Origin of the sequence: Porphyromonas catoniae ATCC 51270, from assembly GCF_000565015.1 — a bacterium.
GTDB lineage: Bacteria > Bacteroidota > Bacteroidia > Bacteroidales > Porphyromonadaceae > Porphyromonas > Porphyromonas catoniae.
This window is the reverse complement of the sequence record NZ_JDFF01000024.1, coordinates 167,958-194,114: the sequence shown is the minus strand read 5'-3', so window position 1 is coordinate 194,114 and position 26,157 is coordinate 167,958. Positions and strand designations below refer to the sequence as shown.

The following is a 26,157-nucleotide window of genomic DNA, read 5'->3' as shown; positions in this document are numbered from 1 at the left end:
CAATGAGCGAAGAGCTGTTTGACCAAGCAAGTGAAAAGGAATACTCCGCGAGTAGCATCCAAGTCCTCGAAGGACTAGAAGCTGTACGCAAGCGCCCTGCCATGTACATCGGCGATATTGGCGAAAAGGGACTCCATCACTTGGTGTATGAGGTAGTAGATAACTCCATCGACGAAGCCTTGGCTGGCTATTGTAACGACATCAAGGTAATCATACACGAAGATAATTCGATCGAAGTACAAGATAATGGCCGTGGTATCCCTGTCGATATTCATGAGAAGGAAGGGAAGAGTGCTCTAGAGGTTGTGCTTACTGTCCTGCATGCAGGGGGGAAGTTCGATAAGGGCTCTTACAAGGTCTCTGGTGGTCTGCATGGCGTAGGGGTATCCTGCGTAAATGCTCTCTCTACCTACCTCAAGGCTATTGTCCATCGAGATGGCAAGATCTATACCGAAGAGTTTAGCCAGGGTGTCCCTACGACAGACCTACAGACTATTGGTACGACAGATCGTACGGGGACAACAATCATCTTCAAGCCAGATGATACGATCTTCTCTGTTACTGAGTATCAGTTTAAGATCCTTTCAAACCGCCTTCGTGAGTTGGCTTTCCTCAATGCAGGTATCACACTGACGCTTGTTGATGAACGAGTGGTAGATGAGGAAGGCAAGCCCCTAACAGAGGTTTATTACTCGCAGGATGGACTCAAGGAGTTTGCCAAGTACATTGACCGCTCCAAGGAGCATCTTGTGGATGATGTGATTCACATTGTCACAGAGAAGCAAGGCATCCCTGTAGAGGTAGCGATGACTTACAATACCTCCTACAACGAGAATATCTATAGCTACGTCAATAATATCAACACCATCGAGGGGGGAACGCATCTAGCTGGCTTCCGTCGTGGGCTGACACGTACGCTGAAGAAATATGCTACCGACTCAAAGCTCCTAGATAAGGTCAAGGTAGAGATCACGGGGGATGACTTCCGTGAAGGGCTTACTGCTGTAATCAGCATCAAGGTGGCTGAGCCTCAGTTCGAGGGTCAGACGAAGACCAAGCTGGGAAACAACGAGGTCATGGGAGCCGTAGATATCGCAGTAAGCGAAGCTCTGGAGACCTATCTAGAGGAGCATCCTAAGGAGGCTAAGGTCATCGTCGATAAAGTTATCCTCGCTGCTACTGCACGTCAAGCGGCACGTAAAGCACGTGAGATGGTACAGCGTAAGTCTCCTCTCTCTGGTGGAGGCTTGCCAGGTAAGCTAGCTGACTGCTCCTCTAAGGATCCTGTCCTCTCGGAGCTCTTCCTCGTGGAGGGTGACTCTGCAGGTGGTACAGCAAAGCAGGGGCGTGACCGAGAGTTCCAAGCTATCCTTCCCCTGCGTGGTAAGATCCTCAACGTAGAGAAGGCCATGCAACACAAGGTACTCGAGAGCGAAGAGATACGTAATATCTATACCGCATTGGGTGTAACGATTGGTACAGAGGAGGATGCTAAGGAACTAAACCTAGCCAAACTCCGTTACCACAAGGTCATCATCATGACTGATGCTGACGTCGATGGCAGTCACATCGCCACACTTATCCTTACGTTCTTCTTCCGCAACATGCGCTCCCTCATTGAGAACGGCTACGTATATATAGCTACTCCCCCACTCTATCTTTGCACGAGAGGGAAGGAGAAGGAGTACTGTTGGACGGAACAACAGCGTCAAGCATTCATTGACCGTGTAGGCGGTGGTGATGAGAAGCGTGTGCATGTACAGCGCTATAAGGGTCTCGGAGAAATGAATGATGAGCAACTCTGGGAAACAACGATGAACCCAGAGAACCGTACACTACGTAAGATTACAATCGAGAATGCTGCCGAGGCCGATGCTATATTCTCCATGCTCATGGGAGACGAAGTTGCACCACGCCGCGAGTTCATCGAGGCCAATGCGACTTATGCTCGCATTGATGCTTAGTCAATCCTATTAGCAAAGAGGCTCACCCTCCCTAGGTCTGTGGAGGATGAGCCTCTTTAGTTTACGTCTTTTGTAGGGTTTGCCCTTTAGAAGTATTGTAACCATTTCCTTCTATCCCTAGTTAGGTAATAGATGACGAAAGCTTACTATTACATCAGCACATCCCAAGATCCTTATTATAATATAGCCCTAGAGGACTATCTCTACAGGCAATTGCGCTCACTGGAGACAATCTATTTCCTCTGGATCAATAGACCCTCAGTCTTCATGGGGCGCTACCAGCATGCAGAGGCAGAGCTAGACGTAGAATATCTCCAAAAACGAGGGATAGCACTCCTGCGCCGCACCTCTGGTGGAGGCACAGTGTATCATGATGAGGGAAATCTGAACTTCTCCGTGATCAAAAATGGAGAGGAGTCTAAGGGGTTTGACCTCGCTGCTTGCCCTCAGCCCGTTCAATCTGCCCTAGCAAAGAAGGGGGTAGAGGTTGTACGTTCACCACGCGGAGATCTTCGGTTAGACGGACTCAAAGTTGGAGGTTCAGCTGAAGCGATGACTCGAGGACGACTACTATATCACATCTGTCTGCTCTTTGACACAGACCTTGAGGAGCTGGATCGCATACTCACCGTAGCACCTGGTACGAAGGTTCGTTCAAGAGTAGCCTCAGTTCGCTCTAAGGTCACGAATCTGCGCCCTACTCTTCCCCTAGGATATACCATTACCGATTTTCAGACACTTATCCTCGATGAACTGAGAGGTATGGAGGAGGAGCTCGTGCCATTGGTATTAGATGATGAGGCGGAAGAGTACATACAGCGTAAACGTGCAGAGCAGTTTGAGCATCCTGATTGGATTCATTCCTTAATCGGAAAGGCAAAAGAGAGCTAGATGACCAATCAATCGGCTGCTCCCTATGTAGACTTTGCTACCTTCCTCAGCCGTTTCTTCCCTGGGCAGAAGGTGCAGAAGATTACTATTACTGCAGGATTCACGTGTCCTACACGGGATGGCTCAATGGGTAAAGGTGGATGCACCTACTGCAATAATAAAAGCTTTAGTCCCAATTATGCTGCGAAGCTCAGGCCCATCACAGAGCAGATAGACAAGGGTATATCCTTCTTCAGGAAAAAATATCCTGAGATGAAGTACCTAGCCTACTTCCAGTCGTACACGAATACCTATGGAGAGGTCGCCGACTGTATAGCCAAGTACGAGGAAGCACTTGCTCATCCTGATGTCGTAGGGCTGATTATTGGTACACGACCAGATTGTATGCCCGAGCCATTACTAGAGTACCTCTCTGAATTGGCTAAGCGTACCTTCCTCTTAATCGAATATGGGGTGGAGAGTACCTGGGATAAGACGCTAGAGCGTATCCAGCGTGGACATACTTGGCAGGAGAGTGTCGATACAATACAGCGTACCCATGAGGCAGGTATCCTTGTGGGAGCGCACATTATACTTGGTCTACCAGGTGAGAGTAGAGAGGAGATGATAGCTCATGCAGAGCGTCTCTCTAGGCTACCTATCACTACGCTGAAGATACATCAGCTACAGATCATCCGAGGTACGATTATGGCGGGTGAATACTTACGTTCTCCGTCTGACTTTCACCTCTTCACTGAGGAGGAATACATCGAGCTATGTGTGGACTTTGTACATCATCTGCGTTCGGGCATCGTCCTAGAGCGTTTTGTTTCACAGTCTCCACAGGAGCTTCTCCTTGCCCCGCGCTGGGGGTGGAAGAATTATGAATTCACGGCTAAGATTCGTAGGGCACTTATGCCTTCACCTAACGAACGATAATTTATTAACTCTGAATAAAGAATGTAAGTATGAAGAAAACTCTTTTCTCTCTAGCACTCGTAGCTTCTATGGCTACGTCTGCTTTCGCACAAGAAGCTGATTCAGTAGCTGCACCACAGAGCAACTGGAAGGTGAGTGGTATCACAGGAGCAAACACAGCACAGACGGCTTTGGTCAATTGGTCTGCTGGGGGTGAGAACTCCGTTGCTTGGAATGTCTACCTCAATGCTACTGCTAACTACAAGAAGGATAAATGGTCATGGGATAATGCCCTAGTCACGGACTTCGGTATGACCTATACCACAAGCAATGAATGGCTCAAGAATGTAGATAAGCTCAACCTAAGCTCGAAGGTCGGTCACCTCATCAGCCGTCACTGGAGTATCTCTGCTCTTGGAGACCTGCTCACACAATTCTCCCGTGGCTATGATGCTTCTACTAATCCAAATGTCTCAGGCAACCGAGATAAGTATATCTCCAATCTCTTTGCTCCTGGTTATCTAACCGCTGCACTTGGTGCGGACTATAAGCCAAATGATAACCTCTCTCTACTACTCTCTCCTGTCACGGGGAAGATGACTTTCGTCCTCGACAAGAAGCTCTCTGATGCCGGAGCCTTTGGTGTGAAGCCCGGTAAGAAACTCCTTGCAGAGCTTGGTGCCTCAGTTGTAGCAAACTACAAGCAGAAGCTCGCCTCTAACATCGACTTCTCTACGAAGCTAACGCTCTTCACTGCCTATAACTCTGATTTCGGCAATATCGACGTGAACTGGGATATGATGATTGCCTTTAAGATTAACAAATTCCTCACTACGACACTGACGACAAACCTCATCTATGATGACAATGTGAAGAGTGTGGATAAGGCTGGGAACCCACGAGGTCCAAAGGTGCAGTTCCGTGAAGTACTTGGTCTAGGTCTAGCCTACAGCTTCTAGCCTTACACGAGCGTGAGTTCTTAGGTCGCTACATAGTGTGGGTTTGACACTCACTATGTAACGCCAAGATTACAGCCTCTGTACCCATCCGTGGTGCAGAGGCTTTCTTTTGTCTCAGAGTGCATGGATGTGACACAGAGTCTTGGATATCTAGCTTTCACTATGATGTCTCTTGACTCTCTACTTCTCCCTATCTAGAAGGTATAGGCACAAATGCCTTACCTTTGTGTCAGACAAACTAATATAAATCTATGGCTTTCATACAAACAGTCCGAGGCTATACACCTCAAATCGGGGAAGGTTGCTTCCTCGCTGTCAATGCCACAGTCGTGGGGGATGTAGTCCTCGGCGATGGATGCAGTGTTTGGTTTAACGCTGTACTGCGTGGTGACGTAAACTCAGTCCGTATCGGTAGTAACGTTAATATTCAAGATGGGTCTGTACTACACACCCTGTATCAGAAGTCGACTATTGAGATTGGTGACAATGTCTCTATTGGGCATAATGTGACCCTACACGGCTGTCACGTACACTCCTATGCTCTCATCGGCATGGGCTCCATAGTGATGGATGATGCAATCGTTGGTGAGGGTGCTATCGTGGCAGCAGGGTCAGTAGTACTAGCGAAGACTATCATCGAGCCGTATAGCCTCTATGCGGGTGTCCCAGCGAAGTTTATAAAGAAGGTATCTCCAGAGCAAAGCAAAGAGCTGAACGAACGCATCGCCAATAACTATCAAATGTATGCTTCGTGGTTCGATAAAGAGCAAAATCCTTAGCGATGGCCACTTACCATAGTATTCGATAACCATTCAATACACATTCCTCTATGAGACCTATACGACTATCTATGCTTGCCCTCGGCCTCTCGCTGTGGGCGACCAACGTACTCGTTGCTCAAAGCCCAGATGGGGCTATTTCGCCACGCCTCCTTCAGGAGCTTCGTAAGGCAGAGCCTAGCTCTGCTACAGAGCAAGCTCTACGTAATGCGATTGCCCTCCAAGGGATGAAGGACTTCTTTGTTAATCCTCAGCGTCCACGCACTATTGAGGATCGCTTTTCCATCGAAGTAAAGAGCTCCGGTATCACCAACCAAGAGCAAAGCGGACGCTGTTGGCTCTTCACGGGGCTCAACGTCCTAAGAGCTCAGCTTATGAGCCGAGAGCAGTCGGGGACATTCTTTTTCTCTCAGAACTACTCATTCTTTTGGGATCAGCTCGAGAAGGCTAATCTCTTCCTTGAGGGAATCATTGATACACGCCAAGCGGAGATTACAGACAAGAAGGTCGAATGGCTATTTAAGAATCCCATCAGTGATGGTGGGCAGTTCACAGGTATCTCTGATAATCTCATCAAGTACGGTGTCGTGCCAGCCGATGTGATGCCCGAGACGGCTTCTAGCAACGACACTCGGCTTATGGGCAAGATGATCGCCCGCACACTCCGTCAGGCAGGTATGCAGATCCGCAAAGCCTCTGCTTCGGGGGAAAGTCTTGCACAGCTCCGTGCACGTAAGGAGGTTTGTCTCAAGCAGATTTACCGTATCCTCAGTCTGAACCTAGGTGTCCCTCCAACAAGCTTTATCTACACACTACGCGATGCAAAGGGCAAGGTCATCTCTACAGACACCTATACGCCACAGTCATTCTATAAGCGGTTTGTCGGTGTAGATATGCGAGACCAATTCGTCATGCTTATGAACGATCCTTCACGTCCCTATCACAAGGTTTATGAAATAGACTTCGACCGCCACGCTTACGATGGGAAGAACTGGACCTATGTAAACCTCCCGATGGATGAGATTAAGCAGATGGCCATCGCTTCACTAAAGGATAATACGATGATGTATTATTCCTGTGATGTGGGACGTGAGCTCGATCGGACAAAAGGCATAGCAGCACTGGACAACTATGACTATGCTTCGCTCCTAGGCTATCCTTTTGACATGACTAAGGCTGAGCGTATTCAGACTTTTGATAGTGGCTCTACACACGCTATGACGCTCAAGGCTGTAGACATTGACCCAAAGACCCAAAAGCCAACCAAGTGGAAAGTAGAGAATAGCTGGGGTGAGACGACCGGGGTGAAGGGACACATCATCATGACCGATGCTTGGTTTGATGCCTATACCTTCCGTCTGGTAGTGAATAAGAAATACGCTACGGACAAGGTCCTTGAGCTACTGAAGGCGAAGCCTATACAGCTCCCTGCCTGGGACCCTATGTTCACGCCTGATGCCCCTTAGGCATATCACTGTTGCTATCCGAGGGTAGCGATACCACGCCTTAGAGGCCGTAGCTCTCTACTCTAAAGAGCAATGCGATGTGACCCATGCTAGGTCTTCCCTTCAGACCCTAGCATGGGTCACTTGTTTAACCCTTGCAAGGATCTCACGATCGTCCTTGCAAGGGTTTCCTTTTCCTTCCTTGCTAGGGAAACATGTTCGATGCTCTAAGGCTCCCCTACCCTAGCCTATTACGAGAATAAACGGTACCTTTGTACCCGTATGGAATCGAAGGAACAACCGATCAAGAGCTTGTATACCCAGGAGGTACTAGAGTTCGCTGCTGTGGGTGTAAAGTTCGCAGGTCTTATGGAGCAGGCCTCAGCCTTTGAGAAACGTCAGTTCGTCCATGAGACTGTCTTGATTCTTCCTCAGCTTTATCTCTCCACCCTACGTCTGCCAGACTATCTCTACAGTCCAGAGCAGGATTATATTGAGGAGTTTGTGACCGAGGAGACGTACGAGACCGTGCGTCTGCGTCTGGCAGGGCTACTCGGCGAGGAGGATAGTTTCCTCTCCTGTCAGGCAGAGGATATGCAGTATAGTGATACCCCTCTAGCATCATTTGTCTCCGAGTGTATGGCAGATGTCTATCAGCAGACAGTAAACCTGCTCGGGATACTGCGTGATGAGAACGAAGAGGCACTCCCGGCTGCTATCGGTCGGTGCCTATTCTACTTTCGTACCTATACGGGAGCACGCCTGCTGGAGGCACTCACGGCACTTCATCGAGTACATACACAATTGCTCAGCTTAACGGATGACGAAGAAGACTACATCGACACAGAGGAAGGTAGCGAAAAGCTCTACGAAGACCTCTTCTAATAGAGCAAAAGCACGCTCCCCTCAAGTCCAAGAAGAGACCCCCCTACGCCCCGAAAGACGGCGTAAGGCTACACAACCATTCACCCTCACGCAGCTCTACCCTGCTACCATCAGCGATGACGAACTAAGTCATCTCCCCATAGCTAAATGCCCTGTTCCGCTTCACGTCATCGATACGAAGCTCGATGCACGTAAGGCTGTGGCCAAGATACGTAGAGCCTCTTGTGTCGGAATAGATACCGAGACCCGCCCGAGCTTCAAGGCAGGTGTGCGCTATGATGTATCTCTACTACAGATTGCAACGGATGAGGAGTGTTTCCTCTTTCGTCTTAATACGATTGGGCTCACCAAGTCATTGATTGGCCTACTTGAGGATCCATCCATCCTGAAAGTAGGGCTAAGTCTAAAGGATGACCTATCTGCCCTCAATCGTCGAGAGACCTTCACTCCAGCTTCCTTCGTAGAGCTCCAGAGACTCTGTGGTGGATATGGTATACGTGAGCTGAGTCTACTGAAGATATATGCCATCATATTTGCCGAGAGGATGAGCAAGGCACAGCGTATGAGCAACTGGGAGGACAAGGTACTTAGTCCTGCTCAGATTCATTATGCAGCACTTGATGCATGGGCTTCTTTGCGTATCTACCAGACCCTACTTGCGTCACCTACCCCTTCCCCTACAAACTTTGCTCTACTCTAAAGACAATGTCCTACCCCAAGCTACATCTGCTCCCTCGTAAAGAGGAGTCTCTCCTGCGCTTTCATCCCTGGGTCTTCTCTGGAGCGATTGCTTCTATCGATGGTTCGCCACGGGATGGTGATCTGGTGGAGGTACTTGACTCTCGAGGAAGAGCTCTCGGTACAGGACACTATGCCTTAGGAAGCATAGCGGTACGCATGCTGAGCTTTGATCCGCAGGAGACCATTGACCAAGCATTCTACCAAGGGCGACTACGTGCAGCTCTGAAGCTACGAGCCTCAATGGGGCTTATTCGTCCCGAAGAGGAAGGAAACACCTCCCCCAATACTACCTACCGCCTCGTGCATGGAGAGGGTGATGGGCTACCTGGTCTCATTATCGACATATATGCTAGTACGGCAGTCGTGCAGGCACATAGTATGGGTATGCACGAGGCTCGTCAGATAATCGCTGAGGCTCTGATGACAGTCTACGGCACAGAGGATAAACTCACTCCGCCACTAGAGGCTGTGTACTATAAGTCAGAGACGACCCTTCCCACTCGTGATATGCGACAGATGGCGGAGGATGGGTTTCTCATTGGGCATACAGAGGCAAGCTATGTATGGGAGAATGGACTCAAGTTCATACCTGACTGGGTAAAGGGACAGAAGACAGGTTTCTTTATTGACCAGAGAGACAACCGCTCTCTTCTCAGAGCATACGCTCCCAATCGTCGGGTACTTAATGCCTTTTGCTATACAGGGGGCTTCTCGGTCTATGCACTAGCCTCTGGAGCTGAGCGCGTGGATTCGTTGGATAGCTCTGGTAAGGCCATGTACCTCACAGAGCAACATGTGGCACTGAACTTTGGCAAAGATTGCTCTCGCCATCGTTCAATTACACAAGATGCCTTCGACTACCTAGAGCAAATGCCAGAGCATGAGTATGACCTCATCATACTTGACCCACCTGCGTTTGCCAAGCATCGTAAGGTCTTGCGCAACGCTCTCATAGGCTATCGCAAGATCAATAGCTTAGCCTTCCGCAAGATTGCTCCAGGGGGTATCGTGTTCACCTTCAGTTGCTCGCAGGCAGTATCGAAGGAGGAGTTTCGCCTAGCTGTATTTACAGCGGCTGCTAGCTCCAACAGGCGTGTGCGTATCCTCCATCAACTCACTCAGCCTGTAGACCACCCTATCAACATCTATCATCCCGAGGGTGAGTACCTCAAGGGACTTGTACTCTATGTAGAGTAATCCATCATGTCACCCTATATATCATAGTCTAAGATGCAAGTAAAACATCTCATCGAGGAGAACTCTCTTCTCTGTCACTTTGTCTCTGAGATGCGTGACATAAATATCCAGAGGGATGCTATGCGTTTCCGTCGCAATGTAGAGCGGGCCGGTGAGATCATGGCCTACGAGGTCAGTAAGAAGCTCCACTATGACTTCCATGACGTACAGACACCTCTGGGTATCGCTTCGTGTGCAGAGGTCTCTGATCAGGTTGTCATTGCTACCATCCTTCGGGCTGGGCTAACGTTGCACCAAGGTTTCCTCAACTATTTCGACCGTGCAGAGAATGCGTTTGTCTCTGCCTATCGCAAGTATAAAGACCGACTGAACTTCGATATTTTCATTGAGTACATAGCTTCTCCATCCCTACAAGGCAAGACGCTCCTGCTCGTAGATCCAATGCTCGCCACGGGTAGCTCTATGGAGCTAGCTTATCGAGCACTCCTAACCAAAGGAACGCCACAGGCTGTACATCTTGTCTCTATTATCTCCAGCCAGCAGGCCGTGGATACTCTGTGCAAAGCTTTCCCAGAGGATAATGTTACTCTTTGGGTAGCCGCGATTGACCCAGAGCTGAATGATCATGCCTACATTGTCCCTGGGCTAGGGGATGCTGGGGACTTAGCCTATGGGGAGAAGCTCTAATCTCCTATTTGTCAAGGTGTGACCATCTGAGAGCTCTAGAGATGCCGCTCCATACCTCTTTGAGTTGTATGGTGGGAGCTCTAGAGTTTCATTCGATAGAGTACCTAAGTATCGAAGAGGCATTTTCCCCTTCTCATAGATGTCTTTAGGTCTTCGCCGAATATCCTTCGTCACATTGGCATCACCACTCCCCTCTCCCGTCGACCTCAATAATGAAGGGTACGAAATGAACGTTTATTCACTGCATGGATAAGAAAAATAAAGATTATCTCCTCCGCTTCTGGCTACTACTCATCCTCGTAGTACTTGGTCTCGTGGTCCTATACTTCCTTCCTCCACAAATAGGGTCATGGGAGATGAATAAAGTAGATCTACTCTCCGATCTCCGCTACGAAGAGCCTGATACGATCGGTGCTGATGCTACTGAAGCCGTGAGGCTCAGTGAAGGAGCTCGAAAGGACAATGCCAAGGTACGTCGCCGTGAGGCCATCTATGAGCGTCTGAAGAACGAGGCAGAAGGAGGGACATCAGGTGCTTCATCTGTAGACTCAGCTACCATAGAGTCTAATACCATCATTGATATGACCGCGGAGCACGATGGCCTTCGGGGCTTTTTTGCTCAGCTACGTAGACGTGGGTCGCTGGGTAGACCTGTACGCATAGCGATACTTGGAGACTCTTTCATTGAGGGGGATATATTCAGTGGTAGCCTACGTGCCAAGCTCCAGGCTCGCTATGGAGGCTCTGGCGTAGGGTGGATGCCTTTAACCTCGGAGACTGCAGGATTTCGTCGTACGATAAAGCATGAGTTTAAGGGCTGGAAGGAGTACAAGCAACTTCGTACCAAGGGAAGCTATCCATTAACGGGGCATTACTACACTGGGCAAGTCGGTGACTGGGTACGCTATACTGTACCTAAAGGAGATAAGCCCTTTGAGCTAGCAACTCTATACTATAAGGCTAGCCAGCCCATCACACTCTCCGTACGGATAAATGGAGGAGACCCCACAAACCTAGAGCTACCAGCCACGGACGGCTCCGCACTCTCTGCCTACCGAATTGCAGAGGGGCAGCTCACTTCACTTCAGTTCTCTCTCATCTCAGGGGCCTCTGGCTTTGTGTGCTATGGCGTTTCACTAGATGGCTCATCAGGCATTGCGGTAGATAACTTCTCGACGCGTGGGAACTCTGGTTTACCACTTGGCTCTGTAAATACCGAGCTTAACCAGGCCTTTACCTCTGTACACCCCTACGACCTCATCATCCTACAATATGGTCTGAACGTCATTTCTCCTAAGCAAATGGACTACTCAGGCTATACGAAGCAGATGGGGAAGGCAATTAGTCACCTAAGGTCCTCTATGGGACGAGCAGAGTTCCTCATCCTAGGTGTATCAGATCGAGGCAAGAAGTCTGGAGGGGAGGTCGTGACAATGCCTGCAGCTAAGAGCCTAGAGCAGGCACAGATTCGTCTAGCAGCAGAGCAAGGAGTCACCTTCTGGAGTACACGAGCTGCTGTAGGTCGACTCGGAGGGATTGGTAAGCTCGCCGAGCGAGGATGGGCTGCTAAGGACTATACACACCTCTCCCACCGTGGAGGAGATGAACTAGCAGGGCAATTCCTCGATGCCTTCTTACTCGAAGAGAAGTACTATGATGCGATTAAGTAAGCTAAGTCTCTGGGGTTTGCTACTCCTCTCTTCTGTGGGAGGCTATGCATCTGTCCCTCGTACCCAGCCCAATTGGTATGCACCTAAAGGCTACTTCACAAGCCTAGCTGCCAAGCTCTCTGCTAGCAAGCGTTCAGGGCGTGCAGTATCGATCGTTCAGATTGGAGATAGCCACATCCAAGCAGGGCATACAACTGCCCCTCTAAGGCAAAAGCTACAGAGTACTTATGGCAATGCAGGGCGTGGCTGGGTTGGTTGGTATCGACTCCTTGGGTCGAATGCCCCAGATAATTATAAGGTAACAAGCGCAGGACTTTTATGGCAGAGACAAACTCTGCTCAAGGATGAAGGATCTCTGCCTATGGGAGTTGGTGGCTATGTGGTAGGCTCCAGCAAGGTGGGAGCTTTCTCTATATCGGTATCTTCAGCTCTTAGCCCTTTCAACAAGATGCACGTCTTACGTACAGCATCATCCTACCCATTGACGAGTTTCCCCGTAAGTCAGTTGCATAAGGGGAAGTTCTCCGTAGGTGCTTATGTCGTAGACACCCTTTCTTGGTCATCTTCGCATACAGAAGTTTCACTTAGACCAGACCGTAGAGATGGGGACGAAGCAGTCTATGCAGGCTGTGTACTCTTCTCTGGACAGGGAGGAGCCCTCGTACATGATATTGGGATCAATGGCACAGCATATAAACACTATGCTCGTGAGGACTATATTGAGCAGCTGGCGTTACTCGAGCCTGAGCTCCTCATCATATCCCTTGGAACAAACGATTCCTACAGCCATGCTTTCTCTATGAGTGAGTTTCAGCAGAATCTGAATCAAATGATAGAGTATGTCCAAGCTGCACTCCCTAGGACAAAGATTTTACTTACTACTCCCCCACCCAGTTATTTTCGCCGTGCTGTCGTGAGCTATACCCGTAAGGGGAAAAAGAAACGGAGTCACCGCTCTGTGAAGATGAGCTATAGCTTTAACGATAATGCTCGACGCCTCTCTGCCGAGATTATGCGCTATGCTGAAGCTCATGCCATAGCTGCCTTTGATCTCTTCAGTGCTATGGGTGGAGAATCAGGGATGAGCAGATGGATCAGTGAGGGGCTGATTGCCTCCGATCGTGTACACTACAGCGTGTCAGGCTACGAACGTCAGGGGAGGCTACTGGCCGATGCCCTTCTTATGGCTCTGAAGTAGCCAAACGACTATAGATATAAATGAACTACCTAGATACAATAGACTGGGGAAGACTTCCCGACGTACTGACCTTCAGCCGAGAGAGCCCGATGATCTTCTCCTCGGGGCTATTTCTTTTCTGCGCACTCTTCTTCCTTCCAATGTACATGATACTGAGGCGGACGACAACGTTGCGCATTATCTTCGTTGCTCTATTCTCCCTCTTCTTTTATTATGAGAGCAGTGGTGAGTACGTCCTGATCTTGCTATTCTCTGCAACGATGGACTACCTGATTGGTCGAGCTATGGAAGCAACTGATGATCCATCAAGAAGGAAGTACTTAGTTTGCACAAGTATATTGGTTAATCTTAGCCTACTATCCTACTTCAAGTATTTCTATTTCCTCTTAGATCTTCTACAGATGGCCCTTGCTTCACTGGGGCTATCCTCCCCTCTCGATGTACCACTAGAGGCACGTGACTATTTCATCCCGGCAGGGATTTCCTTCTATACGTTCCAGACACTGAGCTATACAGTGGATATTTATAGAGGAGAGATACGTCCCTTACGTCGTTGGATTGACTATCTCTTCTACCTGTCCTTTTTCCCTCAGCTCGTAGCTGGCCCTATTGTGCGAGCCAAAGACTTCATACCTCAGATACATCGTCGTCCACAGCTGTTAAAAGCTGAGTATGGAGAAGCTCTTGCTCTGATTATCAGCGGGCTTATTAAAAAGGCAATCATCGGAGACTTCATTGGTGCAAACCTTGTGGATCAGGTCTTTGCGGAGCCATCACGCTTTACTGGACTAGAGAACCTCTTTGCCGTGTATGGCTATGCCATGCAGATCTACTGTGACTTCTCTGGGTACTCGGATATGGCTATTGGGATAGCACTACTGTTAGGTTTCCGCTTCAATATTAACTTTGATTCCCCCTATCAGTCTGGTAACATCACGGAGTTTTGGCGTCGCTGGCATATCTCCCTCTCCACATGGCTACGAGATTATCTCTACATCCCTCTCGGAGGAAATAGAAAGGGTAAGGTACGTACCTACGTCAACCTCATCATTACCATGCTGCTAGGCGGACTATGGCATGGTGCTGCATTACGTTTTGTACTCTGGGGAGCTATACATGGTGTGGCTCTTGCTCTGCACAAGCTTTACTTATCTATTTTTGATCACTTCGGATGGAGAAGAAAGAATCCATTGAGAATACAGCGGTTCATTGGGCAAGTCATTACCTTCCACCTCGTCTGCTTCGCATGGATCTTCTTCCGTGCAGACACGATGGATACGGCCACAATGGTTATCACTCAGATCACAGATCACTTCACCCCTGAGGTTTTCCTTCAGTTTATAGACGGCTATCGTAATGTGCTTATTCTGCTTGTGATTGGGTATCTCCTCCATTTCACATCTCATCGTCAGGAGCAGCGATTCCGCTCTTGGATTACTGAGCGTAGTTTCCTCGTTCAGGCCGGTATATTCCTCGTGGTAATCTTCGCTCTCCTACAGATAAGGAGTGCGGATGCTCAGCCCTTTATCTACTTCAATTTCTAGCCTCACCCCATGCATCATATTCCTCTTGGCAGTGATACCATATGTGCGATAGCTACGGCACCAGGATCTGCAGGTATTGCTCTTATCCGCATCTCTGGTTCTGAGGCTATTGGCATTGTGGATCAAATCTTCTCGTCATCCGAACTTCGGACATTAGAGCGAGCAAAGGATCGCGTGGCTTATTTTGGGAAGGTCATACACGAGGGTAAGATGCTGGACGAAGTACTCGTTACCTGCTTCCGTGCTCCACACTCCTACACGGGCGAGGATGTAGTGGAAATCTCTTGCCATGGCTCAGTGTATATCCAGCAAGCCCTACTAGAAGCCCTCACTGATAATGGTTGCCGTATGGCAGCTCCAGGGGAGTATACGCAGCGGGCTTACCTTAATGGGAAGATGGACCTCAGCCGAGCCGAGGCTGTAGCCGACTTGATCTCATCAGAGAGTGTAGCTCAGCACCGCATGGCACTCACGCAGATGAAGGGGGGGTATAGTGCTGAATTCCGTTCGCTTCGGGAGCGCCTCATTCACCTCTCCTCGCTCATGGAGCTAGAGCTAGACTTCAGTGAAGAAGATGTGAACTTCGCTGACCGCACACAGCTACTCAGCTTACTTGACGAACTGACCAGCAAGATCGGACGACTCACCGACAGCTTCCGTCTCGGTAATGCGATTAAGAAGGGCATACCTGTAGCGATCGCAGGAGCGACCAACGTCGGTAAGAGCACTCTCCTTAACGCCCTGCTTGGTGAAGAGCGCGCGATCGTAAGTGACATCCATGGGACGACCCGTGATACGATCGAAGATGTCCTTAATATCGAGGGAATACTCTTCCGCTTCATCGACACCGCTGGACTGCGTACAACTTCGGATACCATCGAAGCGCTGGGCATCGAACGAAGCTACAGCAAGATCGCTTCTGCCCACATCGTACTCCTGGTGGTCGATGTGACTCGTCTCACAGAAGAGACTTACCTCGCTTCTCTCAGTGAAGTACTCCCTCACCTTGCAGAGAAGCCCCTGCTCGTTCTACTGAATAAGACCGACCTTCTCGGAGAAGAAGCGCTTGACACACTCGTCACGAGCTCACCATTCTTCAAGTCGCTACCTCCCGACACACCGCTCCTTCCCATCTCAGCACGGGCACAAACAGGACTCGAAGGCTTGCGTAAGGCGCTGATTGATTCGCTTGCGCTTCCTCACCTGGCTCCCTCTGACCTCGTCGTCAGCAATGCTCGTCACCACGCTCTCTTGAAGGAAGCGCTCACGGGGCTACGACTGGTTCGCCAGGGTCTAATGGACGGTCTCTCCACGGATCTCTTGACGCCCGATCTTCGTCGAGCGATCACGTCGATCGGCGAAGTCACCGGCAGCGAGATCACCAGTGACTCCATCCTCCACAACATCTTCGCCCACTTCTGCATCGGCAAGTAAGTAGTCCCTTCGAGTACTTCACTTCGTTATCTCCTTACTTCTGTTTCTTATCTTTGTCCGACAATACACTCAAATAACACAAGTGCTTATGCCATACTACCACGTACTTATTGAGTCCTATGAATCCAGCGAACCATATTATGAACTGGACAAGACGGATCTGTCAGAAATTAAAGATGAGTTCATTATTCCCTATTTAAAAGGGGAGCAATTCGTATTTAGTGGATATTTCCTTGATGAAGCGAAGGTGAAACGTATTGTAATTGGAGAATCAGCTTACACATCAAAAGAATATGTTATCGAAGTGAAAAGACGGCGGGGGCCTAATGTTTTTTTACCTATTCCACGAGAAGGTATCATTAAACGTAGTGACTACACCAAGGATATTACAAGGAATATCCTCAAGGAGTGCAGAAGTCTTCTTCAGGAAGCTACGCCCCAACCTGAAGCACCAACAGTGACCAAACCCAAAGCTCCTATGGACAAATCCAAAGTCTTCATCGTGCATGGGCATGACGAAGCTGCACGGCTAGCGGTTGCTGGGTTCATAGAGAAATTGGATCTTGAGGCTATTATCCTGGATGAACAAGCGAGTTCAGGGAGGACGATCATCGAAAAGATCGAAGCGAATACTAATGTTGGGTTTGGCATCGTGCTGTATACCCCTTGTGACTTGGGCACATCCCAAAAGAAGGGAGAGCAACTGAAACCTCGGGCAAGACAGAATGTAGTCTTTGAACACGGCTACCTCATCGGGAAAATTGGACGAAAGAATGTCTGTGCCCTTGTCAAAGGAGATATCGAGAAGCCTACTGATATATCTGGTGTCGTCTACATCCCAATGGATGAAGGGGGAGGTTGGAAGTTAGCCGTAGGCAAGGAACTGCAGGCCTGTGGCTATGAGTTTGACCCAAACAAATTACTGAAGTAACTCCCTGGTCTACTCAGATAACGAGGAGCCTTGAGCAAAGGATCCCAGCGAAAGCTATATAGCTTTGGGCTGATTCCTATATAGGATTCGCCCGATTGCTATATAGCTTTCTTTGTGTTCCTATATAGCTTTCGGGAGATTACTATATAGGATCGCCCCGATTACTACATAGTAATCATCGCATTCCTATATAGCTTTTGGGGTGAAGCTATATAGGAATATTCATAGAGGAATTATTAACTTTGTAGAGTCCTACCAAGTAGGATGCATAACTGCATTATTAACAGCTTAATACTATTTGAACCCCATGGGAAAGAATAAGCCTTTAGCCTACGTGCTACGCGAAAGAAAAATGAGCATTGGCAAGCTCAAAGGGAAGATTGTACAAGTAGCTTCGCCCACAGACCGACGTAGCGTCTCCTTCGACCACTTCTGCGAAATGGTCGCCGACCAAACTACTTTCAACTACATGGAGGTTGCCTCCGTGCTCAATCTAGCCGCCGATATGGCGAGAAAACTCGTCGCTAACGGCGATATGGTCGAGTTCGGACGCCTCGGTAAACTGAAGCCTAGCTTCAAGAGCAAGGTCGTACCCAAGGGAGAGGAATTCAATGCCAACATCCACATCACCGAAGCTCGCGTGACGCTACGCCCCAATGCCGAGTACTTCCGCTTGGATGATGTCAGCTTCGAGCGGGTCGCTCCCCGCACGAAGAAGGCTAAGAAAGCGAAACCTAACGCTGGAGGTGGCTCTTCGAATGACACCCCTGGAGGCGGGTATGTAGGAATATAATTCTTAGAAAGTGAAGCGATTCTTCCTAACCCTTTTCTCTCTATCCTACTTCATAGTCATTTATCTAGTGAATGAGACTATGAGTTCTCCTTCACTAGATATTTCTTGGCAACCGTTCGTAGGAGTCTTCCTCTTGATGGGAACAGCTCTTCTGCTGGGATATGTAGGGCATGACCCAGACCTAGAGAATGAAGCCACCCGATGTGATCATAACTAAACTTAAAGAGAAATGAATACTATACTGTCAGGTCAAAACCTCGTCAATGCTCTGAGAGAGCATTGTGACCAAGCGAAAAAACGTATCTGGATAGCCTCTCCCTATATTGGGAATTTCAAAGATGTGCAGAAGATCATTGGTGGGAACTGGATGCGTAGCCACATAGATTTTCGAGTACTAACTGATGTCGAGTCAGGCTTTATTCGTCGTGACACTTATGCCCAATTTAAGGAAAGCCCCAACACCGAAATTCGTAGTCTGTTAAGTTTGCACGCAAAAATCTACCTCATAGATGATTGGTGTCTCTTGACCTCTGCGAATCTTACAGGAATGGCGTTCAGTGCTAGGCACGAAGTCGGACAGGTGGTGTCTGGGATAGAGCAGGTGGTCACGCTATTTGACCAGTGGTGGAAGAAGGCTCAGGCAGTCTCATCTCTGCCCCCATCTCCTTCCAAAACTATTACAAATAAAGAGGACTCGACTAAATATAAGGTACTCTATAAGCTACCTAAGTACACTTCTGGGGCAAGTGACCAGTTTCTTAAAAAATGCGATCAGTTCAAAGAATTGGCCTCTCTATACGAGTCCGTCACAGGACGTAATCAGCAGATGGTCCGAGAGGGGTTCTCTCTGTATGAAGAACTAGACTACTTCTTTAACTTCCTCTACCATGATCATCCGGACAAGCCCTCTAAGGGGTGTAATAAGAATCGATCATTAACTTCAAGGGAGGTGAAGCAAGAGATACTCCGCTACTTTGAGTTAATGTCCATGTCCTATGCTCCTGGAAGTGGACTGTGGCGCTTAGATCGTAGGAATCGCATCCGTGAACTCCTCCCTTTTAAAGCTGGTGACTCTCCTCGAAAGGAGAAGATAGAGGAAGTTTTGGAGTGTCTACACTGCCTACACAGCCGGCCATTGAATAAGACCAAAATACTTTCTGAGAATGATCCACGAAGCATCGCCAGGGCATGGAATCGACTTATACAGGCCCCCTCTATCAATTCCCAACTTATTGAAGAGGTTATTGGGGAGATCAAGTACTTTGGGATATCCTCTGCTAGCGAACTCATTGCTTGGTATTACCCTGAGAAGTATCCTATGATCAATCTCAACTCTGAGAGTGGCATGAGATTCTTCGGATTTAATATCTAACCGATTACATATCCTTCTCACATTACGCTGTGACCGTTCTTGCTGCAATTCTATCTTCTCTTTGTGGAGGTTGTTTTTCTGTACCTTTGCGATGTCACTGGATATTTATTAAAACATTATGCATTGGGAACAATTGCTCTCCGACCGACGTCTCGGCGCTGAACCCTCCGAGAGGAAACAAACATCTCACCTCGCCCGTAGCGACTTTGAGCGTGATTATGATCGCTTAATCTTCTCCCCACCCTTCCGGCGTATGCAGAATAAGACGCAAGTCTTCCCTCTCCCTGGGAATATATTCGTCCACAATCGTCTGACGCATAGCCTTGAGGTTAGTTGTCTTGGGCGTTCACTTGGAAATATGGTGGGAGATTGCCTAGAGGGTCGCCACTCTAAGTTCAGAGAGGTACCTTTCCGCTCTGGACTTAGTGCTATTGTCAGTGCAGCTTGTCTAGCACACGATATGGGTAACCCACCCTTCGGTCACAGTGGTGAGCGTGCTATCAGTGCCTACTTCAAGGAGGGCAATGGGGTGCGTTGGAGAGCTGAGGTTGAGGATGAAGGAGGGCGCTGGGAGGACTTCCTCTTTTTTGAAGGAAATGCAAATGCCTTTCGATTGCTTACGCATCAATTTGAGGGTAGAAGGGCTGGAGGCTTTGCTCTCACTTATAGCACTGTAGCTAGTATTGTGAAGTATCCATACAGCAGTCTCTTAGCAGGGAAAAAGAATAAATTTGGGTTCTTTGCCACGGAAGAGGATACGATGCGAGAAGTGGGTGATGAGCTGGGGCTAATTCGATTAAGTGATGCACCTCTGAGCTATGTACGTCACCCTTTGGTATACCTTGTGGAGGCTGCTGATGACATCTGTTACCAAATTATGGACATAGAGGATGCGTGCAAGCTACACATCCTGAGCTTTGATGAGGCAGAGACGCATCTGATGGCCTTCTTTAGTGACGCAGATAAAGCTGAGATACAACAAGTCTCTCGAACGATAGGTGATGCTAACGAACGGCTTGGCTATCTACGTGCCAAGGTAATTAACCTACTCGTAGAAGAGGTAGCTTCGATCTTCTTAGATGAGGAAAATGCTATTCTTGAAGGGCATTTCCATGGTACCCTCATTCAGCACCTCTCCCCACGCAGTCGTTCAGCCTACGAAGCATGTAGTCACACGGCCTATACTCGTATCTACTCAGCACATGATGTGGTGGACGTGGAGCTAGCTGGACACCGTATTTTCTCGTCTCTACTAGACCACCTTATTGAGGCACAAGTGCATCCTGAGCATTCATATAGTCGTACCCTACTTAGTCGTGTGAGTAGCCAATATGATACTAGTCGCCCAACACTCTACGGTAAAATACAGTGCGCCCTCGATTATATCTCAGGTATGACGGATATTTACGCTCTGAACTTTTATCGTACTATCACGGGGATGAATTTACCCGCTGTCTAGGTTCTCCTAGAGTAGGGCAATCAGGTGACATAATGACAGCACCGAGGGCAATGGCATTACCTTTGCGCTCGGTGCTGTACTTTTCATGTATACATCAATTATAGACAAGATAAGACTAACGTATGAGCAAGCAAGGTAAGATCGGGGTAACGAGTGAGAATATCTTCCCCGTCATCAAGAAGTTCCTGTACAGTGAGCACGATATATTCCTGCGCGAACTCGTCTCCAACGCAGTCGATGCCTCGCAGAAGCTGCGCACACTAGCCTCGGCAGGCGAATACAAGGGGGAGCTCGGGGAACTAGATGTACGCATCAGCTTCGACCCCGAGGCCAAGACCATCACTGTCAGTGACCGTGGTATCGGGATGACAGCTGAGGAGGTAGAGAAGTACATCAATCAGATTGCCTTCTCGGGAGCAGAGGAGTTCCTCGACAAGTACAAGGATGACAAGGTCGCCATCATAGGTCACTTCGGGCTGGGCTTCTATTCTTCCTTCATGGTCTCCAGCCGTGTGGAGATCCAGACCAAGTCCTACAAGGAGGGCGCAGAGGCAGTCCACTGGAGCTGTGAGGGTAGCCCCGAGTATGTCCTTGAGGCAGGTAGTCGCACCGAGCGTGGTACAGACATCATCCTACACATAGACAGCGAGAGCGAGGAATTTCTCTCCCGTGACCGCCTCTCTGCGCTGCTGAACAAGTACTGCAAGTTCCTCCCCATCCCCATCATCTTCGGCAAGAAACAAGAGTGGAAGGACGGTGCCTACGTAGATACCGAGGAGGATAACCAGATCAACGATACTCACCCTGCCTGGACGAAGAAGCCTAGCGAACTCAAGGATGAGGACTACATACAGTTCTACCATCAGCTCTATCCTCAGACCTTCGAAGAGCCACTCTTCTGGATCCACCTCAACGTAGACTACCCCTTCAACCTCACCGGGATCCTCTACTTCCCCAAGGTGAAGAACCAGATGGAGCTACAGCGCAACAAGATCCAGCTCTATGCCAACCAAGTCTTCGTCACCGAAGAGGTAGAGGGTATCGTCCCCGAGTACCTCACCCTACTACATGGGGTACTTGACTCACCAGACATTCCTCTGAACGTATCTCGCTCCTACCTACAGAGCGATGCACAGGTAAAGAAAATCTCGAATCATATCGCTAAGAAGGTAGCTGATCGCCTAGATGAACTCTTCCGCAACGAGCGTCCTCTCTTCGAGGAGAAGTGGGAGAGCCTCAAGGTCTTCGTCCAGTATGGGATGCTATCTGATGAGAAGTTCTATGAGCGTGCTGTGAAGTTTGACCTGCTCACCGACCTCGATGGTAAGTACTTCACCCTTGAGGAGTACCGCACCCTCACCGAGAGCGAACAGACAGACAAGGATGGACAGCTCGTATGGCTCTACACCAACGACAAGGAGGGGCAGTACAGCGCCATCGAGCGTGCCAAGGAGAAGGGCTATTCAGTCCTTGTCCTCGATGGACCACTTGACGTCCACGCTATCTCTCAGCTGGAGCAGAAGCTAGAGAAGACCCGCTTCGTACGTGTAGACTCAGACTCCATCGCTAAGCTCATCGTCAAGGATGAAGCTAAGGAAAGCCACCTGTCGGCAGAGGAGCAGAAGACGCTCTCCGAGATCTTCAAGGCCCGCCTGCCCAAGGACGAGAAGCGTAACTATAGTGTAGTCTTCGAGGCACTAGGAGCAGAGGCGGATGCCGTACTGATCACTCAGGGCGAGTTCATGCGCCGTATGCAGGAGATGGCACGTCTACAGCCAGGCATGAACTTCTATGGCGACCTCCCCGAGGGCTACAACGTCGTACTCAATACCGACCATGCCCTCCTCTCACGCCTCCTCTCCTCGGAGAAGAGTGAGATTGAGCCTAAGCTCCAAAGCCTACGTACGGAGCTTGCCGAGCAGACAAAGCTCGTAGAGGATGCACGCTCTGCACAGTCTGCCAAGAAGCCCGAGGAGGTCACTGCCACTGAGCGCGAAGAGCTCTCCGCACTAGCTGCCAAGCAGGCTGAGATAGAGGGTAAGATCAATGCTGAGCTCCGAGCCTTCGGAGACCGAGAGCCCCTTGTTGGTCAGCTGGTAGACCTTGCACTCCTAGGTAGTGGACTACTGACGGGTGAGGCACTAGCCGCCTTCATTCGCCGTAGTCAGCAGCTCCTGTAGGATTTCCTCTTTTGGTCGAGATATAACTCACTTTATAAGCCCAGTAAACCTGATGGTTTACTGGGCTTATTCTTTTGCGTTATTTGTACTATGTATGGTATTTGTGCTCCCTGTTAAAGAGTAAGTCTTGTGCACTCTGTCAAGATAATCTCTCGGAGAGGGTATACAGACTCTCTTTATGCGTTTTATGGTCTATGTATCCAAGCAGTAGCATAGGTTTGTGCTAACAGGGAAGGTATGTTGTTATGATACCATTTTTTAGCCTCAAAACAATCTCTATCAACAATGGGTTTCCATTGTAGTTCCTATGGAGAAAAAGGTTAGACTACCTCTATGGGATGGCAATTAGAAATATCAAGCTACAGTACAATGACAGAAAGCAAACTCGCTCTATCCGAGTACGTTTATCAGAGTAAGTATTCCCTATATCGGGAGGATTTAGGACGCAAAGAGACGTGGGAAGAAAGCATCGATCGCATTAAGGATATGCACCTTAAGCACCTTGCCTCTTTTGCGCCACAAGCTCTGCAGGATGAATGGTTCATGACTCAATTCGATGAGGCCATTGATTACTACAAGAAGAAGAAATTTGTCGGCTCGCAGCGCAACCTTCAGTTTGGTGGTGAACCCGTACTGAAGTCCTCTGCAAAATCATATAACTGTAGCTACTCACACTGTGACCGTTTAGAAGTATTCCGTGAGACGGAGTGGCTGCTCCTCAGTGGCTGTGGCTGTGGACTGTCGGTGGAGCAGGAGCATGTTGATAAGCTCCCTGCCCTCCTCAGCCAAGATGAACTCAGCCAGGAGAGTGAAGCCTATATAATTGGGGATAGTATTGAGGGGTGGGCAGATGCCATCCATCGCCTACTTGAATACTTCTTTGTCTCGGGTAGCAAGAAGCCTGTCTTTGATTATTCGGAAATCCGACCTAAGGGAGCTAAAATCGCAGGGCGTTTCATTGCCCCTGGTCCTGATGGCCTTCGTCTTTCTTTAGATAAAATTCGTGGACTGCTTAAGGAGGCAGTCACAGCTGGTCAGAGAAGGCTCTCCGCCCTACAATGTACAGATATCATAGCTTACCTAGCAGACTCTGTGCTCTCGGGTGGTGTACGACGATCCGCTTTGATGATTCTTTTCTCCCCTGAAGACAAGGAGATGGTGAATTGTAAGCATGGTGACTGGTTCTCCACCAATCCACAGCGTGCACGCTTCAACATGTCTGCCGCCCTCAACCGTGGGCAAGTAGAGCGTACTGTGTACGAATATCTCTTCGAGGCGATGCGCACGAGCGGAGACCCAGGGCTCTACTGGCGTGATAAATTCGGTGTAGGTTGTAATCCCTGCTGTGAAATAGGCTTCTTCCCAACTGATAAAGATGGCGCTACGGGCTGGCAGGTATGTAATTTAGCATCCATCAATGGACTCGCATGCACAAGCGAGGAAGAGTTCTACAAGATTTGTCGCTGTGCCTCTACTCTAGCTACGGTACAAGCGACTTACATGGATTTCCCCTATCTAAGTCCTGCTACGAAGAACATCATCGAGGCCGATCCACTCATCGGTGTATCCATTGGGGGAATCATGAATAATCCCCAGATTCTGACAAATGGAGATATCCTTGCGGTCGGTGCTATGCAAGTACGCCAGCAGAATGCTCAGTGTGCTCGTATCCTAGGCATTAACCCAGCGAGTCGTACAACATGTGTGAAGCCTGATGGTACAGTAAGCCTCCTACTTGGGATGACATCTGGTATTCATGGTGCCTATGCCAAGCGTTACCTACGTAGTGTGGAGGCAAATGTTGAAGAACCCAACCTCAAGGCTTATGAGGAAGTAAACCCCAAGGCCGTACAACCTAATATCTTCAAGCCCAATACCGATAAGAAGATCTTCTTCCCTATAGAAGAGTCAGAGGATACACTCCTTCGTAGTGAGCTGAGCGGAGTGAAATTACTTGAGTATGTCAAGCTCGTACAGCAGAGTTGGGTAGTTCCTGGCATGAGTGATATGGAATCGCCTGTGAAGAACAACGTATCCAATACCGTAGATGTCCCCAGTGACCAGTGGGATGCTGTACGAGACTGGGTCTGGGAGAACCAGAACTATATTGCAGGTGTGACCTTCCTCTCTACTTATGGTGACATGGATCTTCCCCAAGCTCCCATGTGTAAGGTCTTATCTCCAGAAGAGATTCTTCGGGAGTATGGTGTAGGTAGCATGTTTGCCTCTGGTCTGGTTGTCGATACGATTGAGGTCTTCGGTGATCTGTGGAAAGCCTGTGAGGCAGCCCAAGGGCGTGGAGAACAGCTCTTCGTCTCGGAGCAAGCCATCGATGATTATATCCGTAAGAATAGTGTCGAAGGTGAGGTCTCCATTACTGATAGAGAACATGTACGTTCCATCCTATCGAGCAAGCTTCAGGACAAGGTGGACAATCTAGCTGCTAAGCGAGACATCGTACGTCGCATAGAGAAGTTCGCCCATAACTACTATCGTGGGGACCTCTACAAGGCTGTAAACCTACTGAAGAGTGTAAATAACCTGCATCTCTTTGAGCTCCTAAAGAAGACCTATAAGCCTGTAGATTGGAAGTCTGTAGACTTTACTGGAAATAAGTACACGAACGCAGATGAGCTAGGTGCTCAATCATGTGCTGGTGGTGCATGTGAGATTAAGTAACTTAGTGCAAGAAGAGGATTAGAGAGCTCGAGTACTAGAGTCATATTCACTATGATACACCACCTCTATTAGTCCTCCGACAACTAAGGGCTATAAAACTACTATATGCGAACAGGGTATGTTCGCATACCCTACAAACGATGCATGCCCACTAGAGCCCTCAATATATTGGGGGCTCTAGTGGGCATGCATCGTTTTGATTCCAGGTCATGTATTGCTATAAATAGGAATACCCTATCGGAGACCTGTCGCTTTTTATTCCCAAACTTTTCTATCCCCTACTGCCCATTTCGAAAGCATCCTAATATCCCGCACAATAACGTGAGTTTCGCATGAGCTTTACAGTCGATCCAGAGGGGACCTGTATTTATCTTATATTGAATGAGATATGAAGAATGGAGGTGTCAGGTGTAACGAGTTACCATAAGTCGTCACAAAGAGTTATAGTAAAT

At 48.8% G+C, this 26,157-nt stretch carries 21 protein-coding genes; all 21 read left to right on the top strand.

Annotated elements, in window-relative coordinates; translation table 11 throughout:
- Nucleotides 1-2 precede the first annotated feature (2 nt).
- The 21 genes from gyrB to HMPREF0636_RS07055 all read left to right on the top strand — a co-directional run bounded on the left by gyrB (nucleotide 3) and on the right by HMPREF0636_RS07055 (nucleotide 25,705).
- Nucleotides 3-1,964, top strand: coding sequence for a DNA topoisomerase (ATP-hydrolyzing) subunit B (gene gyrB / locus HMPREF0636_RS07150; RefSeq protein ID WP_005468708.1), 1,962 nt, complete (start codon nucleotides 3-5; stop codon nucleotides 1,962-1,964).
- 132 nt (nucleotides 1,965-2,096) lie between these two features.
- Complete coding sequence (locus HMPREF0636_RS07145) at nucleotides 2,097-2,855, top strand: lipoate--protein ligase family protein (RefSeq protein WP_044169441.1); 759 nt, start codon at nucleotides 2,097-2,099, stop codon at nucleotides 2,853-2,855.
- On the top strand, nucleotides 2,856-3,773 hold the full coding sequence (locus HMPREF0636_RS07140; RefSeq protein ID WP_044169440.1) for a tRNA modification radical SAM protein MnmL/YtqA: 918 nt from the start codon (nucleotides 2,856-2,858) through the stop codon (nucleotides 3,771-3,773).
- 29 nt (nucleotides 3,774-3,802) lie between these two features.
- Entirely contained in the window at nucleotides 3,803-4,711 is a 909-nt protein-coding gene (locus HMPREF0636_RS07135; protein ID WP_005468711.1) for a DUF3078 domain-containing protein, read from the top strand.
- A gap of 251 nt (nucleotides 4,712-4,962) precedes the next feature.
- Nucleotides 4,963-5,490 carry a gamma carbonic anhydrase family protein gene (locus HMPREF0636_RS07130; protein ID WP_005468712.1) on the top strand — a complete coding sequence of 176 codons (528 nt, stop codon included), beginning with the start codon at nucleotides 4,963-4,965 and terminating at the stop codon, nucleotides 5,488-5,490.
- Between the two features lie 71 nt (nucleotides 5,491-5,561).
- The gene (locus HMPREF0636_RS07125; protein WP_155807311.1) at nucleotides 5,562-6,956 is read left to right on the top strand and encodes a C1 family peptidase; all 1,395 of its coding nucleotides are present in this window, start codon (nucleotides 5,562-5,564) and stop codon (nucleotides 6,954-6,956) included.
- A gap of 261 nt (nucleotides 6,957-7,217) precedes the next feature.
- Nucleotides 7,218-7,820 (top strand): DUF5063 domain-containing protein, encoded by a 603-nt coding sequence (locus HMPREF0636_RS07120; RefSeq protein WP_044169438.1) that lies wholly within the window; start codon nucleotides 7,218-7,220, stop codon nucleotides 7,818-7,820.
- The gene (locus HMPREF0636_RS07115; protein WP_081748426.1) at nucleotides 7,756-8,520 is read left to right on the top strand and encodes a 3'-5' exonuclease; all 765 of its coding nucleotides are present in this window, start codon (nucleotides 7,756-7,758) and stop codon (nucleotides 8,518-8,520) included. The genes HMPREF0636_RS07120 and HMPREF0636_RS07115 overlap by 65 nt, the downstream gene beginning before the upstream one ends.
- Nucleotides 8,521-8,525: 5 nt before the next feature.
- Nucleotides 8,526-9,758 (top strand): class I SAM-dependent rRNA methyltransferase, encoded by a 1,233-nt coding sequence (locus HMPREF0636_RS07110; protein WP_044169436.1) that lies wholly within the window; start codon nucleotides 8,526-8,528, stop codon nucleotides 9,756-9,758.
- Nucleotides 9,759-9,791: 33 nt separating this feature from the next.
- Nucleotides 9,792-10,445: a uracil phosphoribosyltransferase gene (gene upp / locus HMPREF0636_RS07105; protein ID WP_044169435.1), complete on the top strand. Its 654-nt coding sequence runs from the start codon at nucleotides 9,792-9,794 to the stop codon at nucleotides 10,443-10,445.
- Nucleotides 10,446-10,690: 245 nt separating this feature from the next.
- A complete protein-coding gene (locus HMPREF0636_RS07100) occupies nucleotides 10,691-12,115 on the top strand; it encodes an SGNH/GDSL hydrolase family protein (RefSeq protein WP_044169434.1) in 1,425 nt (474 codons plus the stop codon).
- Nucleotides 12,099-13,313: a GDSL-type esterase/lipase family protein gene (locus HMPREF0636_RS07095; protein ID WP_044169432.1), complete on the top strand. Its 1,215-nt coding sequence runs from the start codon at nucleotides 12,099-12,101 to the stop codon at nucleotides 13,311-13,313. The genes HMPREF0636_RS07100 and HMPREF0636_RS07095 overlap by 17 nt, the downstream gene beginning before the upstream one ends.
- Nucleotides 13,314-13,333: 20 nt before the next feature.
- On the top strand, nucleotides 13,334-14,857 hold the full coding sequence (locus HMPREF0636_RS07090) for an MBOAT family O-acyltransferase (RefSeq protein WP_044169431.1): 1,524 nt from the start codon (nucleotides 13,334-13,336) through the stop codon (nucleotides 14,855-14,857).
- Nucleotides 14,858-14,866: 9 nt separating this feature from the next.
- Nucleotides 14,867-16,291 (top strand): tRNA uridine-5-carboxymethylaminomethyl(34) synthesis GTPase MnmE, encoded by a 1,425-nt coding sequence (mnmE, locus tag HMPREF0636_RS07085; protein WP_044169430.1) that lies wholly within the window; start codon nucleotides 14,867-14,869, stop codon nucleotides 16,289-16,291.
- Nucleotides 16,292-16,379: 88 nt separating this feature from the next.
- Nucleotides 16,380-17,222 (top strand): TIR domain-containing protein, encoded by an 843-nt coding sequence (locus tag HMPREF0636_RS07080; protein WP_052328788.1) that lies wholly within the window; start codon nucleotides 16,380-16,382, stop codon nucleotides 17,220-17,222.
- A 307-nt stretch (nucleotides 17,223-17,529) separates the two neighbouring features.
- Complete coding sequence (locus tag HMPREF0636_RS07075; protein ID WP_044169428.1) at nucleotides 17,530-18,015, top strand: HU family DNA-binding protein; 486 nt, start codon at nucleotides 17,530-17,532, stop codon at nucleotides 18,013-18,015.
- 10 nt (nucleotides 18,016-18,025) lie between these two features.
- Nucleotides 18,026-18,232 carry a hypothetical protein gene (locus tag HMPREF0636_RS08465; RefSeq protein ID WP_155807306.1) on the top strand — a complete coding sequence of 69 codons (207 nt, stop codon included), beginning with the start codon at nucleotides 18,026-18,028 and terminating at the stop codon, nucleotides 18,230-18,232.
- Nucleotides 18,233-18,244: 12 nt separating this feature from the next.
- Complete coding sequence (locus tag HMPREF0636_RS07070; RefSeq protein ID WP_044169427.1) at nucleotides 18,245-19,387, top strand: phospholipase D family protein; 1,143 nt, start codon at nucleotides 18,245-18,247, stop codon at nucleotides 19,385-19,387.
- Nucleotides 19,388-19,505: 118 nt separating this feature from the next.
- Complete coding sequence (gene dgt, locus HMPREF0636_RS07065; RefSeq protein ID WP_044169426.1) at nucleotides 19,506-20,846, top strand: dGTP triphosphohydrolase; 1,341 nt, start codon at nucleotides 19,506-19,508, stop codon at nucleotides 20,844-20,846.
- A gap of 122 nt (nucleotides 20,847-20,968) precedes the next feature.
- On the top strand, nucleotides 20,969-23,026 hold the full coding sequence (gene htpG, locus HMPREF0636_RS07060; RefSeq protein ID WP_044169425.1) for a molecular chaperone HtpG: 2,058 nt from the start codon (nucleotides 20,969-20,971) through the stop codon (nucleotides 23,024-23,026).
- 369 nt (nucleotides 23,027-23,395) lie between these two features.
- Nucleotides 23,396-25,705 (top strand): glycyl radical enzyme family protein, encoded by a 2,310-nt coding sequence (locus HMPREF0636_RS07055; RefSeq protein WP_044169555.1) that lies wholly within the window; start codon nucleotides 23,396-23,398, stop codon nucleotides 25,703-25,705.
- The last annotated feature ends 452 nt before the right edge of the window (nucleotides 25,706-26,157 follow it).